The organism is Variovorax palleresanus (genome assembly GCF_051144945.1).
Taxonomy (GTDB): Bacteria; Pseudomonadota; Gammaproteobacteria; order Burkholderiales; family Burkholderiaceae_C; genus Variovorax; species Variovorax paradoxus_S.
Map to the genome: position 1 here is coordinate 773973 of NZ_JBJNVP010000001.1, position 17441 is coordinate 791413.

The 17441-nt window shown below is 66.3% G+C and carries 13 protein-coding genes; 12 read left to right on the plus strand and 1 reads right to left on the minus strand.

Features of this window, described 5'->3' with window-relative positions:
- Positions 1-7 precede the first annotated feature (7 nt).
- The 8 genes from ACJ7Z0_RS03680 to ACJ7Z0_RS03715 all read left to right on the plus strand — a co-directional run bounded on the left by ACJ7Z0_RS03680 (position 8) and on the right by ACJ7Z0_RS03715 (position 8374).
- Positions 8-850, plus strand: a complete 843-nt coding sequence (locus ACJ7Z0_RS03680) for an SDR family NAD(P)-dependent oxidoreductase (protein ID WP_434788731.1) — start codon at positions 8-10, stop codon at positions 848-850.
- Positions 847-2013 carry an acyl-CoA dehydrogenase family protein gene (locus ACJ7Z0_RS03685; protein WP_434788732.1) on the plus strand — a complete coding sequence of 389 codons (1167 nt, stop codon included), beginning with the start codon at positions 847-849 and terminating at the stop codon, positions 2011-2013. The genes ACJ7Z0_RS03680 and ACJ7Z0_RS03685 overlap by 4 nt, the downstream gene beginning before the upstream one ends.
- A complete protein-coding gene (locus tag ACJ7Z0_RS03690) occupies positions 2013-3734 on the plus strand; it encodes a long-chain-fatty-acid--CoA ligase (RefSeq protein ID WP_434788767.1) in 1722 nt (573 codons plus the stop codon). Before ACJ7Z0_RS03685 ends, ACJ7Z0_RS03690 begins: the two co-directional genes overlap by 1 nt.
- Positions 3731-4534, plus strand: a complete 804-nt coding sequence (locus ACJ7Z0_RS03695; RefSeq protein ID WP_434788733.1) for an enoyl-CoA hydratase/isomerase family protein — start codon at positions 3731-3733, stop codon at positions 4532-4534. Before ACJ7Z0_RS03690 ends, ACJ7Z0_RS03695 begins: the two co-directional genes overlap by 4 nt.
- Positions 4531-4920 (plus strand): Zn-ribbon domain-containing OB-fold protein, encoded by a 390-nt coding sequence (locus ACJ7Z0_RS03700; protein ID WP_434788734.1) that lies wholly within the window; start codon positions 4531-4533, stop codon positions 4918-4920. Before ACJ7Z0_RS03695 ends, ACJ7Z0_RS03700 begins: the two co-directional genes overlap by 4 nt.
- Positions 4917-6095: a thiolase family protein gene (locus ACJ7Z0_RS03705; protein WP_434788735.1), complete on the plus strand. Its 1179-nt coding sequence runs from the start codon at positions 4917-4919 to the stop codon at positions 6093-6095. The genes ACJ7Z0_RS03700 and ACJ7Z0_RS03705 overlap by 4 nt, the downstream gene beginning before the upstream one ends.
- Positions 6096-6213: 118 nt before the next feature.
- The gene (locus ACJ7Z0_RS03710) at positions 6214-7368 is read left to right on the plus strand and encodes an acyl-CoA dehydrogenase family protein (protein ID WP_434788736.1); all 1155 of its coding nucleotides are present in this window, start codon (positions 6214-6216) and stop codon (positions 7366-7368) included.
- 31 nt (positions 7369-7399) lie between these two features.
- On the plus strand, positions 7400-8374 hold the full coding sequence (locus ACJ7Z0_RS03715; RefSeq protein ID WP_434788737.1) for a Bug family tripartite tricarboxylate transporter substrate binding protein: 975 nt from the start codon (positions 7400-7402) through the stop codon (positions 8372-8374).
- A gap of 178 nt (positions 8375-8552) precedes the next feature.
- Here ACJ7Z0_RS03715 and lspA read toward each other — a convergent pair whose 3' ends face one another.
- Positions 8553-9077 carry a signal peptidase II gene (gene lspA, locus ACJ7Z0_RS03720; RefSeq protein WP_434788738.1) on the minus strand — a complete coding sequence of 175 codons (525 nt, stop codon included), beginning with the start codon at positions 9075-9077 and terminating at the stop codon, positions 8553-8555.
- Positions 9078-9188: 111 nt separating this feature from the next.
- On the opposite strand from lspA, the gene ACJ7Z0_RS03725 reads away from it, so the two are divergent.
- The 4 genes from ACJ7Z0_RS03725 to ACJ7Z0_RS03740 all read left to right on the plus strand — a co-directional run bounded on the left by ACJ7Z0_RS03725 (position 9189) and on the right by ACJ7Z0_RS03740 (position 17370).
- Positions 9189-9512 (plus strand): DMT family transporter, encoded by a 324-nt coding sequence (locus ACJ7Z0_RS03725; RefSeq protein ID WP_434788739.1) that lies wholly within the window; start codon positions 9189-9191, stop codon positions 9510-9512.
- Between the two features lie 849 nt (positions 9513-10361).
- On the plus strand, positions 10362-10844 hold the full coding sequence (locus ACJ7Z0_RS03730; RefSeq protein ID WP_434788740.1) for an Hcp family type VI secretion system effector: 483 nt from the start codon (positions 10362-10364) through the stop codon (positions 10842-10844).
- 84 nt (positions 10845-10928) lie between these two features.
- Positions 10929-13085, plus strand: a complete 2157-nt coding sequence (locus ACJ7Z0_RS03735; RefSeq protein WP_434788741.1) for a type VI secretion system Vgr family protein — start codon at positions 10929-10931, stop codon at positions 13083-13085.
- Between the two features lie 58 nt (positions 13086-13143).
- Positions 13144-17370, plus strand: a complete 4227-nt coding sequence (locus ACJ7Z0_RS03740) for an RHS repeat-associated core domain-containing protein (protein ID WP_434788742.1) — start codon at positions 13144-13146, stop codon at positions 17368-17370.
- Positions 17371-17441 lie beyond the last annotated feature (71 nt).

Consider the following 17441-nt stretch of genomic DNA (forward strand, 5'->3'; position numbering starts at 1 on the left):
ACAACCCATGAACAGCAGCAACAACAACAGAAAACTCGAAGGCAAGGTGGCCCTCGTCTCCGGCTCCGGCCGCGGCATCGGGCGCGAGATCGCGCTCAAGCTGGCGAGCGACGGCGCGCGAGTCGTCATCAACGACCTCGACGCCGAACCGGCCGCGCAAACCGTCAACGACATCGTGGCCGCGGGCGGCAACGCCATCGCCTGCGCCGGCAGCGTGACGGACAGCGGCTTTGCCGACCGCTTCGTGGGCACCGCCGTCGACAGCTACGGCGGCCTGGACATCATCGTCAACAACGCCGGCTACACCTGGGACAACGTGGTACAGAAGATGAGCGACGAGCAGTGGGAGGCCATGCTGGCCGTGCACCTAACTGCGCCGTTCCGCATCCTGCGCGCCGCCTCCAGCTTCATCCGCGATGCCGCCAGGCGCGAAGCCGACGAAGGGCTCGAGGTGTTCCGCAAGGTGGTCAACATATCGTCGACCTCCGGCGTGTACGGCAACGCGGGGCAGGCCAACTATGCGGCCGCCAAGGCCGGCATCAACGGCCTGACCAAGGCCATGGCCAAGGAATGGGGCCGCTACAAGGTCACGGTCAACAGCGTCGCCTTCGGCCTCATCAAGACCCGACTGACCGAAGCGGATGCGAGCGCGGGCGCGAGCATCGACATCGAGGGCCGGCAGATCAAGGTCGGCGTCAATCCGCAGATCCTCAAGAACGCCGAAGCGATGATCCCGCTCGGCCGCGGCGGCACGCCGCAGGAAGCGGCGGGCGCGGTCTACATGTTCTGCATTCCCGAATCGAATTACGTGAGCGGCCAGGTGCTGGTCTGCGGAGGCGGCCGTCCATGACCGGCGGGGCCGTTGCCACGCGGCCGTGGATGAACGAAGAACTCGAGATGCTGCGTGACAGCGCGCGCCGCTTCTTCGAGCGCGAATGCGTGCCCCATGAACCGCGCTGGCGCGCGCAGCACCACGCCGACCGCGACATCTGGACCCAGGCCGGGCGGGCCGGACTCCTGTGCGCCAGCATCCCCGAGGAATACGGCGGCGGCGGCGGCAGCTTCCTGCATGAGGCGGTGATCTGCGAGGAGCAGATGCGCGCCATGGCGCAGAGCTTCAGCAACAACGTGCACAGCGGCATCGTCGCGCACTACCTGCTGGCCTACGGCACCGAAGCGCAAAAGCGGCGCTGGCTGCCGCGCATGGCCAGCGGCGAACTGGTGGCCGCCATCGCGATGACCGAGCCCGGCGCCGGCACCGACCTGCAGCGCATCAAGACCCAGGCACGGCGCGACGGCGACCATTGGCTCATCAGCGGCAGCAAGACCTTCATCACCAACGGCATGCATGCCGGCCTGGTCTGCGTCGCGGCCAAGACCGATGCGGCGGCCGGCGGCAAGGGCATCTCGCTGCTGATGGTCGAGACCGAGGGCGCGGCGGGCTTTCGCCGCGGGCCGCTGCTCGACAAGATGGGCCAGAAGACGCTGGACACCACCGAGCTGTTCTTCGACGACGTGCGCGTGCCGGCCGACAACCTGCTGGGCGACCAGGAGGGCTCCGGCTTTGCGCAGCTCATGGCGCAGCTGCCGCGCGAGCGCATGCTGATCGCGGTCGGCGCGGTGGCGACCATGCAGCGGGCGATCAGCGACACGCTCGAGTACGTGCGCGACCGCCAGGTGTTCGGCCAACCGCTCTTGAAGATGCAGAACACCCGCTTCAAGCTGGCCGAATGCGAGACGCAGGCGCAAGTGGCGCGCGCCTTCGTGGACGACTGCATCGCCCGCCTGATGCGCGGCGAGCTCGACGTTCCGACCGCCGCCATGGCCAAGTGGTGGACCACCGACACCTGCTGCCGCATCGTCGACGAATGCCTGCAGCTGCACGGCGGCTACGGCTTCATGAACGAATATCCGATCGCGCGGCTGTATGCCGACGTGCGCGTCGGCCGCATCTACGGCGGCGCCAACGAGGTGATGAAGGAAATCATCGCGCGGGCCATGGAGAAGCAATGATGGTGAGCGCCGCACGGCCGCCCGAAGGCGCGAAGGCCCCCCTGAGTGGGGGCACTGTTCCCGAACGTCCGCACTTCCGCTTCTGGCCCAAGGGCGTCGCGCGCGAGTTGGTCGTGCCGCAGGCAACGCTGCCGGAGTACCTCGAAGTTGCGGCGCGGCGCTATCCGGACAAGGCCGCGATCGTCTACTGCGGCAGCGTCGTGCGCTATGCCGAGCTCCAGCAGCGCGTGGCTGCGATGTCGGCCTGGCTGCGCGACACGCTCGGGCTGCAACGCGGCGACCGCGTGCTGGTGGCCAGCCAGAACTGCCCGCAGTTCGTGGTCGCCAGCTACGCGATCCTGCGCGCGGGCGGCGTCGTGGTGCCCGTCAATCCCATGAGCAAGGCCCAGGAGGTTCGGTACTACGCCGAGGACAGTGGCGCGCGCATCGCGTTCGTGGCACAGGAGCTGCTGGAGCACTTCGAGCCGGGCCTGTGCGACCGCATCGTGGTGCACGCGTACAGCGAGGCCGTGGGCGATGCCTCCGATGAAATCCCGGATTGGGTGCGCGAGCCGCTGCGTCCGATCTCGCGGCCCGACTGCGCAGGCTGGGCCAGCGTACCGGCCACCGGCGATGGTGCCGACCCGGGCGTGCGCCCCACGGACCTTGCGGTCCTGCCCTACACCTCGGGCACCACCGGCCACCCCAAGGGCTGCATGCACACCCACCAGACGGTGATCGCATCCCTGGCCGCCTCGCACGTCTGGAAGGGCCTGCATTGCGAGACCGTGGTGCTGGCCGTCGCGCCGCTGTTCCACATGCTCGGCCTGCAGAACGGCATGAACATGCCGATCTTCCTGGGCGGCACCTCGGTGATGCTGCCGCGCTGGAATCCGGCCCTGGCCGCGCGGCTGATCGAGCGCCACCGCGTCACCGCGTGGACGGCCCCGCCCGCGATGATCCTGGACTTCTTCGCGAACCCCGAGGTGGCGCAGCGCGACATCTCCAGCCTGACGCTGCTCTCCGGCGGCGCCGCGGCCATGCCGGAAGCGGTGGCGACCATGATGCAGCAGCGCTACGGCATCACCTACAACGAAGGCTACGGCCTGACGGAGACCGCCTCCTTCCTGCAGGCCAACCCGCTTGCACGCGGCAAGCGACAGTGCCTGGGCATTCCGGCGCAGGGCGTGGACACCCGCATCGTCGATCCGCTGACGCTGAAGGAACTTCCGCAGGGCGAGCTGGGCGAGCTGGTCACCCACGCGCCGCAGAACACCGTCGGCTACTGGCGCAACCCGCAGGCCGACCGCGATGCTTTCTTCGAGCTGGAGGGCAAGCGCTTCTTCCGTACCGGCGACCTCGCCTACGTGGACGAAGAGGGCTACTTCTTCATGCGCGACCGCCTCAAGCGGATGATCAACAGCTCGGGCTACAAGGTCTGGCCGGCCGAGGTGGAGAACATGCTGTACGAGCACCCGGCGATCCACGAGGCCTGCATCATCGGCGTGCCCGACGCCAGGCAGGGCGAGGCGGTGAAGGCGATCGTCTCGCTCAAGCCCGCCTTCCGCGGCGAGGTGCAGGCGCAAGACATCGTCGATTGGGCACGCGAGCGCATGGCGGTCTACAAGGCGCCGCGTCTCGTGGAATTCGTGGATGCCCTGCCCAAGTCGGGCACCGGAAAGATTCTTTGGCGCGAGCTGCAGGAAGCGCATCGCGCCGCTGCCCAGGAGCAAACTCGATGAACGATTTCTCTGCGCTGCGCTACGAGCGCCACGGCAGCACGGCGCTGTTGACGCTCGACACGCCCGCCAACCGCAATGCCTTCACCCCCGCCATGCGCGACGATCTTGCAGAGGCCATCGCGCAGGTGCGAGGCGATGGCGATGTACGCGCATTGGTGCTCGCAGGCGCCAACGGCCAGTTCTGCTCGGGCGGCGACCTGCGCGGCATTGCCGATGCGAAGCTCGACAACGCCGGCTGGCGCGCCCGCATGCAGGCCACCCAGCGCTGGTTCAGCGAACTGATCCTGCTCGACAAGCCCGTGATCGCGGCGGTCGATGGCGCCGCCTATGGCGCGGGCTTCAGCCTCGCGCTCGCGGCCGACTTCGTGCTGGCGAGCCCGCGCGCGCGTTTCTGCATGTCCTTCCTGAAGCTGGGCCTGGTGCCGGACTGCGGCGCCTTCTACACGCTGCCGCGCGCGGTGGGCGCCCAGCGCGCACGCGAGCTGATGCTGTCGGCGCGCGAAGTCGGCGCCGCCGAGGCGCACGAACTCGGCATCGCGATGGAGCTGCACGCCCCCGAGCAACTGCTGCCGCGCGCGCTGGCGCTGGCCGAAAGCTTTGCCGGTGCCTCGCCACTCGCGGTGAGCCTGGTGAAGCGCGCCACCGGCGATGCGGGCGCGCTGGCCGCGCTGCTCGACACCGAGGCGAACGTGCAGGCACTGGCCTTCGGCAGTGCCGAGCACCGCGACGCGGTGAACCGATTTCTGGACAAGAAGCCGCTGGCCTTCCAGTGGCCGGCGAACAAGGAACCAAACCAATGACCGACACCACCACCGGCGTGCAGGCCTTCCACCAGGCCGAGCTGGACGCCGGCCGCTTCCTGCTGCAGCGCTGCGCCGACTGCAGCCGCCACGTCTATTACCCGCGCGAAAGCTGCCCCCATTGCGGCGGCGCAGCGCTCGAATGGAAGGCGCCTGAGGGGCTCGGCACCGTGCATGCGGTGACGACCGTGCGGCGCAAACCGGCCGACGGCGGCGACCTCAACGTCAGCCTGGTCGAGCTCGACGAAGGCGTGCGGCTCATGAGCCGCATCGAGAATCTCGCGCCCGGTGCGGTGCGCATCGGCCAGCGCGTCAAGGCGCGGGTGCAAGTGAAGGACGGCCGGGGGCTGGTGCTGTTCGACGCCGTCGAAGGAGAAACCGCATGAGCGCCGGACTGAAAGCATTGCGCGGCAGCGCGGCCATTGCCGGAGCCGCCACCTTCGGCTGCGGCGAGACGCCGGGCTTCACCGACATGGAACTGCTCGCACGCGCCGCGCGCGCGGCCGTGGCCGATGCGGGCCTGGAGATGCGCGACATCGACGGCCTCTGCACCGCGAGCGCCTCGGCCGCAATGTGGGCCCTGCCCGTGGTCGAATACCTGGGCCTCAACCCGCGCTACATCGACGGCACGATGCTGGGCGGCAGCAGCTTCATCGCGCACCTGCTGCCCGCCATGCAGGCCATCCGCTCGGGCCAGTGCAGCGCGGTGCTCATCTGCTACGGCAGCGCACAGCGCAGCGCGGCCTTCGGCCGGCGCGAGATCGTGGCGGCGCGCCGCTTTCTCGATCCGCAGCCCTACGAGCATCCTTACGAACCGATGCTGCCGGTGTCGGCCTACGCGCTGGCGGCATCGCGCCACATGCACGAGTTCGGCACCACGCGCGAGCAGCTCGCCGACGTGGCGGTGGCGGCACGTGCATGGGCCGGGCTGAATCCGGAGGCCTTCATGCGCGAGCCGCTTACGCGCGAAGAAGTGCTGGGCGCCCGCATGGTGTCGGACCCGCTGAGCGTGCGCGACTGCTGCCTTGTCACCGACGGCGCCGGTGCCTGCGTGCTGGTGAGCGCAGAGCGCGCCAGGGACCTGCCGAAGAAGCCGGTCTATGTGCTGGGCAACGCCACGGCGGTGTGGAACCGGCAGATCTCGTCGATGGCGGACCTCACCACCACGGCGGCCAGCCAGTCGGGCCGCGAGGCCTTCGCAATGGCCGGGCTCGCCCCCAGGGACATGGACGTGGTGCAGCTGTACGACGCCTTCACCATCAACACGCTGCTGTTCCTGGAAGACCTGGGCTTCTGCCCCAAGGGCGAAGGCGGCCGCTTCGTGGCCGACGGTGCCATTGCGCCGGGTGGCCGTCTCGCGGTCAACACCAACGGCGGCGGCCTGTCGTGCGTGCATCCCGGCATGTACGGCATCTTCGCGCTGATCGAGGCCGTGCGGCAGCTGCGCGGCGAATGCGGCGAGCGCCAGGTGAAGAACGCGCGCACCGCCGTCGCGCATGGCAACGGCGGCATGTTGTCGAGCCAGGCCACTGCCGTGCTTGGCACAGAGGAGGCCCTGTGAATTGCATCTACTCCCTCCCCCTCTGGGGGAGGGCGGGGGTGGGGGCTCGCGGCGCACAGAGTGCCGCCACCCCAATCCTCCCCCGAAAGGGGAGGAAGAAAGACAAGGAGACTCCCAAATGATCCGCGACCCGCAAACCCTGGAAGCCCTGCTCGACGCCGTCAATCGCTTCGTACGCGAGCGGCTCGTGCCGGCCGAAGCCCTGGTGGCCGAGACCGACGAGATCCCCGACGACATCGTGCGCGAGATGAAGGAGCTGGGTCTCTTCGGCCTGACCGTGCCCGAGGAATACGGCGGCCTGGGCGTGACGATGGAAGAAGAGGTGATGGTGATGCTGGCCATGGGCCAGACCTCGCCCTGCTTTCGCTCGCTGTTCGGCACCACCGTGGGCATCGGCTCGCAGGGCATTCTCTTCGACGGCACCGAGGCGCAGAAGAAGAAGTACCTGCCGCGCCTGGCAACCGGCGAGCTCATCGCCTCCTTCGCGCTGACCGAGCCCGACACCGGCTCCGACGCGGCGTCGCTGCGCACCAGCGCGATCCGCGAAGGCGACCACTACATCGTCAACGGCACCAAGCGCTTCATCACCAACGCGCCGCATGCGGGCATCTTCACGCTGATGGCGCGCACCAACCCCGAGGACAAGGGCGCAGGCGGCGTTTCGGCCTTCATCGTGGAGGCGGACACGCCGGGCATCACGATCGGCAAGAAGGACCGCAAGATGGGCCAGCGCGGCGCCCACACCGCCGACGTGATCTTCGAGAACTGCAGGGTGCCGGCAAGCCAGCTGATCGGCGGGCGCGAGGGCCAGGGCTTCAAGACTGCGATGAAGGTGCTCGAGAAGGGCCGCATCCACATCGCCGCCATCTGCGTCGGGGTGGCCGAGCGCATGCAGCGCGATGCACTCCACTACGCGATCGAGCGCAAGCAGTTCGGCCAGCCGATTGCCGAGTTCCAGCTGGTGCAAGCGATGCTGGCCGACAGCCAGGCCGAGATCTATGCCGCACGCTGCATGGTGATCGACGCGGCGCGCCAGCGCGACGAAGGCCGCAACGTGGCCACCGAGGCTTCGTGCTGCAAGCTGTTCGCCTCCGAGATGTGCGGCCGCGTGGCGGACCGCGCGGTGCAGATCTTCGGCGGCGCCGGCTACGTCTCCGACTACGGCATCGAACGGTTCTACCGCGACGTGCGCCTGTTCCGGCTGTACGAAGGCACCACGCAGATCCAGCAAATCGTCATTGCACGCAACCTGGTGCGCGAAGCGATGCGCTGAGTTTTTCCGATCCACCTGAGGAGACAACACCATGAAGACATCGAAGATGCGAAGACTCTGCATTGCAGCCGGCCTGGCCGCACTGCTGGCCGCGCCGGCCCTGGCGCAGACGGCCTATCCGGCACAGCCGCTCAAGCTGATCGTGCCCTACCCCGCCGGCGGCGCCACCGACTCGCTCGCGCGCACCATCGGGCAAAAGCTGCAGGAAGCCTGGGGACAGCCGGCCATGGTGGAGAACCGGCCCGGTGCGGGCGGCACCATCGGCAACAGCTTCGTCGCGAAGGCACCGCCCGACGGCCACACCGTGCTCATTGCCATCACCGCGCTGATCCAGCAACCATCGCTCATGGAGAAGCTGCCCTACGATCCGCTGAAGGATCTCGCGCCCGTCACCATGATCGCGCGCAGCCCGAGCATGCTGGCCGTGCCACTGGACTCGCCCGCAAAAGACCTGAAGAGCTTCATCGCGATGGTGAAGCAGAGCCCCGGCAAGTACAACTTCGGCAGCTACGGCGCCGGGACCTCGTCGCACATCCAGGGCGCGCTGCTGAACATGCAGGCCGGCATCGACCTGGTGCACGTGCCCTTCCAGGGCGCCGCGCCGCTCGTGACCAACCTCGTGGGCGGCCAGCTCGCCTCGGCCTTCGTCGACAGCGCGAGTGCGCGGCCGCACCTCAAGTCGATGCGGCCACTGGCCGTGACCGGCACGCAGCGCATGCCCGGCCTGCCCGACGTGCCCACTTTTACCGAGCTGGGCTACCACTCGTTCGATCCGTACGGCTGGTTCGGTGTGTTCCTCCCGGCCGCCACGCCGGCACCGGTGGTGCAGAAGCTCTCGGACGAGATCAACCGCATCGTGCACCTACCCGAGGTCAGCGCCAAGATCGAGGCGCTGGGGTTGCAGGTGGCCGGCGGCAAGCCCGAAGAGTTCCAGAAGGTGGTGCGCTCGGATGCCGCCGTCTACGCCAAGATCATCAAGGACGCCAACATCCGCGTGGCGCAGTGAGCGCGACGGGCGCCCTGAGGCGGCATGAAGCAGCGCGTGGGCATTGTTCGCCAGGGCGAACTGGGCGACTACGTGATCGAGCGCGCCTTCGTCGATAAATAGCGCGAAGCATTGCGCGAGACGACGGCGGGTGTCGCGTCCGACGTTCTATGACTCGATAGCAAGGGTCGAATCTGCTTCAAGCGGCTCGCGACCGCCTGATTTCACCCAGGACCAGGAGCGCCGCGCCTGCAGTGATGGCGCAATCGGCCACGTTGAAGATGGCGAAGTCGTAGACCTCGCGCCAATAAAGATGGATGAAGTCGACCACATGCCCCTGCCACGAGCGGTCGATCGCATTTCCCAGCGCGCCGCCGAGCACAAGTGCCAAGGCCGCTCTGAACAGCAGCGTTCCGCTGGGCTGCACCAGCAGTTTGAGGATGAACGCAGCCGCCGCTATGGCAAGCGCCGTGAACAGCCATCGCTGCCAGCCCGAGGCGTCGGCCAAGAAGGAGAAGGCAACGCCCCGGTTATGCGCCAGGACGAGATCGGCAAACGACGTGATGGGGAGGACTTCGCCCCCGCCCAGGAATCGTGTGGCGAGCGACTTCGACGCCTGGTCCAGCAGCACAACGGCGAAGGCAATGCCCAGACAGGGCGCCAGCCGAGCGGCTGCGGCAGATATGCCTTCGCGGCGCCTGTCGGCAGACACGAAGATCGTCATTGTGGGGTCTCCTGATGTTGTCGGGCCGGGGCACCTGGGGGTGCAAACACGCGTAGTCCACCCCGGTGGTTGATCGTCACCGCCGCCCTGGTCTTCTGGACCACGGCCGGCATGGCTGTGGGCGGTTGCCTGCTATCAGCGCCGCAATGGGTGCCGATCCAGGCTCAGCACACGTGGGTGCTGACGGGTTTGGCCATCAGCGGCTTTCTGGGACAGATGGCCATCGCCGAAGCCTTCCGCCACGGCCAGGCGGCCGCCATCGCCCCCTTCGAATACAGCGCCCTGGCCTGGGCGCTTGTGCTGGACTGGGCGTTCTGGCAGGCCACGCCCGATGCATGGACGCTGGGTGGCGGTGCGCTGATCGTCGCGAGCGGGCTGTGGCTGGCCCGCATCGAGGCGCCAGGGGCTGCGCGGCAGGAGGGACAGGCCGCCTGAGCCGCAGCGAAGTGCGCGTGCGAGGCCACATGCTGTTGCGGCAAGTTCGGGCAAAAACTTCGAAGACTGCACAACGGCTTGGTCCCAAGCTCCGGGGACGGGAATGGCCGTAAGGGTCTCAGTTCGGCCAGGACCGGTCACTCGCTGCTGCCGCAAGATATGTAGGAAGCTGGGCGAGGAAGCTGCCTTCATCGAAGGGCCCGACCCCTTAAAGAAAATCGAGCGTCAGGCTCGATCCAAAATCCACGCGCGAATCTGGTCATCGCACAGGGCTTGGGTATCGGCCTCGGTGTGCTTCGTTTGCGCCACCGACAGCAGTCCGACCTGCCGGACGTCGCGTGGGTCGCCGGCTCCATCTACATCCGGTTCGCCGTGAGTTCTGTGAGCTGAGCGCGGTTCGATGTTCTGAGCCAGACCTGCGCGCCTTGCATTCGCGAATGGAAATCCGCTCGCGGGGCTTGGCACTGACGACATTCAATGTCTTCACGTCAATTAAGCTGGAAAGATTAATAAAGCTGAAATCGACACCAATTTCTTATGGAAATAAATCACAAGCATGAAGAAAAAAGCGTAGACCTCAAAATTATTTGAACACCAGCAACGATCTTTTACTAGAGTAACGGCTGAGGCCCGGTGGAGATTCACTTGTAAGCGCGTAAGCGGCAGTTGGGTGAATATTTAATTCGTAATTTGAGCTGTCTTGAGCTTCTTGGCAGGCGACTTTGGACACTGGCACATCGGTTTGGGATTCGCTAATTTCGGTATTGATAAGAGGCAGAGACCGTTCCGCTGGACGGCTTATATCAACGGTGTCCCGCAATCGGGCATATATAACTTTGGGGGTTAATCATGGCAGTAGACATGTTCATGCGCGTCGAGGGCGCAAACGGCGAATCCAAGGACTCGAACCATAAAGACTGGACGGATATCAAGTCGTTTGCATGGGGAGCGACGCAGCCTGGAAACATGGTCAGCGGCGGTGGCGGCGGTGTGGGCAAGGCGAGCTTCAACGACCTGCAGATTCTTGCGCGCATCGACAAGGCGGCCCCGTCCGTCATGAAGAACTGCGCCAGCGGCAAGCACCTGAGCAAGGTCGAAGTGTCGGTGTGCAAGGCCGGGGGCTCGCAGATCGAATACACGCGCGTCACGCTGGAAGAAGTGCTGGTGACCTCGGTGCAGTACACGGCCGAGCAGGGCAGCGATGCGGTGCTGGTGCAGTTCGCCTTCCAGGCCGCCAAGGTGAAGCAGCAGTACTGGGAGCAGACGGACAAGGGCGGCAAGGGCGCCGAGACCGTGCTGGCCTGGAACATCAAGGAAAACAAGGAGGCCTGATCCTCGGACGTGCAGGGGCCGATTGTCCAGGGCTTCGGCGCGCTTGGTTTGTGGCTCTGATCGAGCCGACGAGGGACCCAAGAAATGACTCGCAGTTTCATCGTCCACACCGAGTTGGGCGAGCGTCTCAAATTCCGCTCCATGACGGGGCGGGAGCGGATCTCCACTCTCTTCGAGTACAGGGTGCGCCTCATCAGCGATACGCCTGGCATCTCGGCCAAGAGCCTGCTGGGCAAGGACATGAGCATCGAGGTGAACCTGGCCACCGAATTGGGCGGTGCCGGGAAGCGCTTTCTCAGCGGGCAGGCCACGCAGTTCACCTACATCGGCAAGGATGACGGCGACATGCACATCTATGAAGCTGTGCTGCAACCTTGGCTCTGGTATGCCACGCGTCGCTCCGATTTCAAGATATTCCAGTTCAAGACGGTGCCCGAGATACTTCACGATGTGCTCGGGCCCTATGGCTTCGCCATCGTGGACAAGTTCAGCGGCAGCTACCGCAGCTGGGACTACTGCGTCCAGTACGCGGAGACGGACTTCAGCTTCGCGAGCCGCCTCATGGAACTGGAAGGCCTCTACTACTTCTTCGAACACGCGCAGGGCAGCCACAAGCTGGTGTTGTGCGACGGCATGGGATCGCACATTGCCCTGCCCAACGGGCCCGAGAAGATCCCCTATCACGCCGGCGTGCTTGCAGCCCAGGTCCTCGAGCAGGATTTCATCGACACCTGGAACCATCGTGAAGACATCGCCTCTGGCCATTTCGCGGCGGACGACTACGACTTCAAGAAGCCCAATGCCAAGATCGACACGGTCCGGCAGCAGCCGGCGGGTCATGACCGTGACCACTATGAACTCTATGACTGGCCGGGTGGCTACACCGAGATGGGCGACGGCGAGAACTACGCGCGCGTGCGCATCGAGCAGCAAAATGCGCGACGTGAATTGATTGCCGGGCACGGCAACCTGCGACATCTCGCGGCAGGCTACCTCTTCGATCTGACGCGTCACCCGAGGCCGGAAGAAAACCGGCGCTACCTGATCGAGGCCGTGACTTACGACTTTCAGGAAAACGCGCTGCGCAAGGTTGGCGCCGCCGACGCGGTCTACGCCGAAGGCACCAGCGGCACGAGCTACCGCCAGACCTTCGAAGTCCTGCCTGACAACGCCAGCTACCGCACCGCACGGATGGCGCCGAAGCCGAGGACCACCGGTCCGCAGACCGCAGTGGTCGTGGGGCCCGCGGGCGAAGAGATCTACACCGACGAGTACGGCCGGATCAAGGTGCAGTTCCACTGGGACCGCTACGGCAAGATGGACGAGAACTCTTCCTGCTGGATCCGTGTCTCGCAGACGTGGGCTGGCAGCAACTACGGCACCATGCATGTGCCGCGCATCGGCCAGGAAGTCATCGTCGATTTTCTCAACGGTGATCCGGACTATCCCATCGTCACCGGACGGGTCTACAACGCGGCACAGATGCCGCCCTGGGGCTTGCCGGCCAACAAGACCCAGTCAGGCATCCTCACGCGCTCCTCCCAGGGAGGAACCCCCGGCGACGGGATGAAAAACTCGCCCGGCACGGCCAACGCGTTGCGCTTCGAGGACAAGGCCGGTGAAGAGCAACTGTGGCTGCATGCCCAGAAGGACCAGCTCACCGAAGTCGAGAACGACGAGGACAAGTGGGTTGGCAATGACCGGCGCAAGACCATCGACCGGGACGAGTTCAACACCATCCATCGTGATCGCACCGAGGTCGTGGACCGTAACGAGAAGATCAACGTGCATGGCTGGCGCACCGAAGAGGTGGACCTGGACGAGACCATCACCATCCATCAGAACCGCAAGGAGCGGGTGGATCTGAACGAGACGATCTCCATCGGGAAGTTCAAGATGCAGACGGTGGGGATAGGCTATACCCAGAACGTCGGCATCTTCAAGATCATGTCCATCGGCGTGGCCTACATGGAGAACATCGGCATCAGCATGATGACCAATGTAGGCAAGACCCAGAGCCTCAACGTCGGCGAGAAGCAGACCATTCAGGTCGGCCAGGTGCGCGAAACCGACATCGGCAAGAACGACACGCTCAGGGTGGGCGACACCCTCAAGGTCCACGGCAAGAAGGTCGCGATCTCCGCAGACGATGAAATCACGCTGAGCTGCGGCTCCAGCACGATCAGGATTACGGCGGGCCAGATCGAGATCCTGTCGCCGCTGGACAAGCTCAACTGCTAGCAGTTCCGGTGCGGGCCCCTGACAGCTTCAGACGATACCTTCCGGGAGTGAAAGCCAAATGAGCGGCAAACCAGCAGCGCGGATCACGGACAGCGTGTCCGGAAGCAAGATCGTCAGCGGCTCGCGCACGGTGCTGATCGGCAGCCAGGGCGGCGTTGCATGCTCGGAATGCCCGGGCGGAGTCACGGTGGGCAATCCGGTCAGTCCGTCGCAGGGCGCCAAGGTGTTGATGGGGGAGCCGGAGCTCGATTTCGCCTTGCCCGGGGCAATGCCGCTGGTCTGGCAGCGCCAGTACAGCAGCTACGTGAACCTGGAGCACGGTGCGCCGTGCAGCCTGCTGGGCTATGGCTGGAGCCTGCCTGCCGAGATGCGCATCGAACTGAGGGACGAGGCCTGCATCCTGTTCACAGCCATGGGGCGGGCCATCACCTTCGACCCGCTGCCCGAAGGCGGCTCGATCTACAGCCCGAGCGAGGACATCTGGCTGCTGCGCGGCGGGCCGGATGCAACTTGGGGCCAATTGGAACGCTTTCGCCACATCCCACGCAATCTGGCCGGCGACCCGCAATGCATCATGGCCACCGATGGAGCGGCCGGAACGTTCTGGGTGCTGGGGCCGGGAGCAACGCCTTCCGAACAGACGCGGGACCCAGCAGCCCCCCCCGGCATGCCTTACGCGCTGCAGTGCATGTTCGATCGGTTCGGCCGGCGCCAGCGCTATGAGCGCGACGCTTGGGGCCGGGTCGTGGGCATCGTCGACGGCGTGGGCCGCCGCTACCGGCTGAACCTGCGGCAGCTGCACGCCGCCCGGGCCGCGCAGGGCCTCTGGCAGGCCGACAGCGGCTGGCGGCTGACGGGCGTCGACCTCGTCAGCGATCCCTGGGCGCCGGGCGCCAGCGAGCCGATCGCGCTCGTGCGCTACGGTTACTCGGACACGGGAGACCTTGTCACCGTGCACGACCGCGCCGGCCGGCTCGTGCGCGAATTCGCCTGGCAGGCCCACCTGATGACGGCGCACCGCCACCTGGGCGGGCCGCGCCACAGCTATCGCTACGAGAGCCTGGCGCCCGGTGCGCGGGTGGTCGAGCACGCCAACGAGGAGGGGTTGACCTATCGGTTCGAATACATGCAGACCGATACGGGCAAAACAACCCAGGTGACCGACAGCCTGCAGCGTGTCGACGTCTACCGCTTCGAAGGCGAGGCGGGCCTGTCGCGCCTGGTGGAGCATGTGCGTGCGGACGGCAGCATGGTGCGCTACGCCTACGACGCGGCCGGCCGCATGGTGGAAGCCGTCGACCCCCTCGGGCGAACCACCCGGCTACGCTACGACGGCGAGGGCCGATTGCTCGGCAGCCAGGATGCGGATGGCACACAGAGCAGCCAGGATCATGACCCCGCCACCGGGCACCTGCTGGCAATCACCGACGCCGTGGGAGGCATCACGCGCCTTGTCTACGACGCCTGGGGCCGCCGGACACAAATCGTGCTGCCCGATGGCAGCATCCAGCGCGACGAATACGCGGAGCCCCAGGACGCCCCCCTGACTTGCGACCTTCCCGTGCGCCGGATCGATGCGCGCGGTGGTGTCGTGCAGCTCGCGTGGAGCCCGGCAGGCCAACTGGTGGGTTACACCGACTGTTCAGGCCACACCAGCGAGACGCAATACGACCGCTGGGGCCAGCGCATCCAGCGGACCGATGCCCTGGGGCGCAGCGTTCGCTACGACCACGACCTAGCCGGCAACCTCAAGACCGTGCATCGCGCGGACGGCAGCACGATCCGGTATTCCCATGATGCGGCCGGTCGCATCCTGCAGGTGCTGCCGGTCGACAATGAGCCGGGCCACGGCGTTGGCTTCGCCTACGACCTCTGGGGCCGTGTCACGCGGCGTTGGCAGGACGGATATGGCGTGCAATACGACTACGACATAGCCGGGCGCCTGGTGCAGTTGACCAACGAGAACGGCGCCCATGCGCACTTCGCCTGGGATGCGATGGACAGGCAGGTCAGCGAAGAAGGCTTCGACGGCCGGCTGCAGACCTACCGCTACGACGCCGCCGGCCAGCTCATCGAGGCCACGGACGGCACGGCCTCGGGCAGCCTGAGTACCCGCTATGCCTGGGATGCCATGAGCCGGCTGGCCGAAATCCACGTGCCGGCCACGGAGCACAGTCCGGCGCGCGTCGAGCGGCTGCAATGGAACCCGGCCGGCCAACTGATCGCTGCACGAAGCTACCTGCTCGGTCCGGGGCAACTGCAGCAACTGCACACTGAAGCCCTGACCGAGCGCGACGCGCTGGGACGCCCGACCGCCGAAACCCAACGCCTCTACAAGCTCGGCGAGCCTGGCGGCGCTGCCTCTCCAACCCCGCCCGATATCGAGTTCGAGCACACCATCTCCCACCGACTCGATGCCCTGGGCAATCGCCAGGCCAGCGAGCTGCAGGACCTGGGGCAGGTGGACTACCTGATGTACGGCTCCGGCCACCTGCACGGGCTGCTCTACAACGGCCAGGGCTTGCTGGACATCGAACGCGATGCACTGCACCGCGAGGTCCGGCGGCAACAGCGTCTTCCCATGGACCAGGTGGTGCAAACCCACCGCGAATGGAATGTTCTGGGCCGCCTGAGCAGTCTGAGCATCGTGGGTGTGGCGCCAGCGGACCCCGTGCCCGGCAGCGGCTCGCCCTTTCCTCTGGTCGGGCAACTCACCCGTCGTGCTTACCGCTATGACGTCTTGGGGCAGCTCGAGGCGGTTCAGGCCGCCGGCGACGCAGAGCGCTACCGCTACGACACGCGAGGGCGCCTGATTGCCGCGCAATCGGCCAGTCGCCAGCAACACTGGCACTTTGACCCGGCGGGCAATCGCCTGCCTTCGACGGAGGCCGACCTTTCGCCTTCGGGGCCGTTCGGGCGCACCGACAACTGGAAAGCGCTCGTGCGCGGCCAATGGAAGGAAAAAAGCTTCAATGTCCTGGACCAGGGCGAGGTTCCGCAGTCCGGCCCAGAGGCGCTGAATGCGCAGCCGCGCTGGCATGACAACCGCGTTGGCCATGGCGACGACACGGCCTACCTCTACGACAGCCGGGGCAACCGGGTCGAAGCCGCAGGGCCGGACGACCGGCGGCTTGTGCTGCGCTATGACGGCGCCAACCGGCTCGTCGAAGCGCAGACGCAGGGAAGAGCGAGAACCATCGTCAGCCGCTATGTCTACGACACCCGCGGACGGCGGTTGCGCAAGATCGTGACGGAGCGGGTCCATGGCCAGGGAGAAGTCCTGAAAGGCCGTACCTACCATGGCTGGGACGGCGACCGCCTGGTGCACACGGAACGTTTGAAGCCCGGCCTGGCCAAGCAAGTCACGCACACGGTGTACGAGCCCGGTGGCTTCGCACCACTGGTCCGGTTGAGCATGCAGGGCAATGCACCGCCCACCGGGCTGGCCGCGCTCCTGGCACAAGCCGTGAACCCGCAGATGCAGCAGGGCCTGCGCGATGCGGTGAACGACTTGCCGCCGAACATGCGCCAGAGCCTCGAAGAGGAAATGCAGACGTTGGCCCGGAACGGCATGCCGGCCGAGGCCCAGCGGATGCTTGCGCAGCAAGCCGGCGGCGACGCGGCGATCGCCTCGGTGCGGGAAACGATGCAGGCCGTTCAGCCGGTTCAATCCGTCGCCGTTCACCACTTTCACTGCGACCACATGGGCACGCCCCAGGCGCTCACCAACGAAGCCGGACAGCTCGTGTGGATGGCCCGGTACGACCCATGGGGCAACCTGCAACAGGAATACAACCCGCACGGCATCGAGCAGCCAATCCGGTTGCCGGGCCAGCACCACGACGCGGAAACGGGCCTGCACTACAACCGGCACCGCTACTACGACCCGGTCATCGGGTCGTACATCAACCAGGACCCCATCGGATTGAAGGGAGGCATCAACGGCTTTGCCTATGCCCGTCAGGACCCGCTGCAGGTGTCGGATCCGCTGGGCCTGTATGCCGATGCCGCTCATGCCGACATGCCGCTCTTCAATGGCCCCGGCGACACGGCACTGCCCGGCGGCATCGACGGCGACCTGGGCCGCCCGGCTCCCAGCCAGTCGAAGAACTGCCCCGATTGCACGCAGGTCGCCGGCAAGGCCGGCGACTACGTGATCCTGTGCTTTACCGTGCTGTTCCTGTCACTCGGCCTCAAGGTGCCGCCACGTCCGCCGCCGCCCCCGCCGACCATCAGCGAGCAGGAAAAATCGCTCAAGGGCCGTGGAGGAAAGAACTGCTCATAAGGCCGGAACTCGGCGCACGTTGCGCACAGGAAAACAGCGTCCGCGACGCTTCTAGGGGAGGATTCGAATGA